This is a genomic window from Phocaeicola sp. RTP21198st1_B8_RTP21198_201120 (assembly GCF_040929485.1).
GTDB classification, from domain to species: Bacteria; Bacteroidota; Bacteroidia; order Bacteroidales; family Bacteroidaceae; genus Phocaeicola; species Phocaeicola dorei.
The window spans coordinates 1-691 of sequence record NZ_JBCOCI010000336.1; the positions used below are offsets into that span (position 1 = coordinate 1).

The window sequence follows — 691 nt, forward strand, 5'->3', positions numbered from 1 at the left end:
GTATCCGGTTGCACAGGTGTATTTGCGCAACAGTTTGACTATGGCAAGATAGCGCCTCATCCCCGGCTGTTATTGCCGGAGGGCGGAGAAGAAGCTATTAAGAAAGCTATTGCGGAGTATCCCCCGTTGGCAGCAGTTCACCAACGGATTATGGAACTTTGCGACCGGACACTTACGGAATCACCTGTGGAACGTATCAAGGAGGGCAAACGCCTGTTGGCGATTTCGCGCATCGCATTGAAGCGTATCTATTACCTCTCATACGCTTACCGTATGACGGGAGATAAGAAATACGCTCACCGTGCGGAACAGGAGATGCTCGCTGTCAGCCGTTTCACGGACTGGAACCCTACTCATTTCCTGGATGTAGGCGAGATGGTAATGGCATTGGCTATCGGTTACGACTGGCTCTATGATTCTTTGCAGCCCGACACCCGCCGGGTGGTGCGTGAAGCAATCATCGAAAAAGGATTTGATGCGGCAAAGAATACCCGTCATGCCTGGTTCTACACTGCCAAGAATAACTGGAATTCCGTATGTAATAGTGGATTGGCGTATGGTGCACTGGCTCTTTTCGAAGAGATTCCGGAGATTTCGAAAGGTATTATCGAGAAATGCATGGAGACAAATCCGAAAGCGATGGTAGGCTATGGTCCTGATGGAGGTTATCCCGAAGGATTCGGATATTGGG

General features: G+C 50.1%; 1 protein-coding gene. It reads left to right on the forward strand.

Features of this window, described 5'->3' with window-relative positions; translation table 11 throughout:
- A partial coding sequence (locus AB5935_RS26020) for a DUF4962 domain-containing protein (RefSeq protein WP_368327877.1) occupies positions 1 to 691 on the forward strand: 691 nt, incomplete at both ends.